This is a genomic window from Paraburkholderia sp. BR10937 (assembly GCF_040965695.1).
Classification (GTDB): Bacteria; Pseudomonadota; Gammaproteobacteria; order Burkholderiales; family Burkholderiaceae; genus Paraburkholderia.
Genome location: NZ_JBFRCL010000233.1, coordinates 1 through 247 on the forward strand (window position 1 = coordinate 1; position 247 = coordinate 247).

The following is a 247-nucleotide window of genomic DNA, read 5'->3' on the forward strand; positions in this document are numbered from 1 at the left end:
GGTTGTAGGCGATCAGCGCACCCCAGATCTCCTGATACACCCCTTCGACTGTGCGACTGCGCAAGGTCAACTCCGAACCCAGCATCGATTGCTTGAGCTCCCCGAAACTGGTTTCGATTTGCCAGCGCCGCATGGGAAGCGAAGCTCGCACCGACCGATATCAGCTTCGTTCGAGCGCTCCATACAATTCAGCACGAAATGATGTGGGCCGCCCTCACGCCGGCCTACGCAAAACTACCCGCCTGCC

The 247-nt window shown here is 59.1% G+C and carries 1 pseudogene; it reads right to left on the minus strand.

The annotated features are described in order from the left end of the window. Nucleotides 1–130 (minus strand): annotated as a pseudogene (locus AB4Y44_RS42770) (transposase); the annotation flags it as partial. Nucleotides 131–247: the final 117 nt, after the last annotated feature.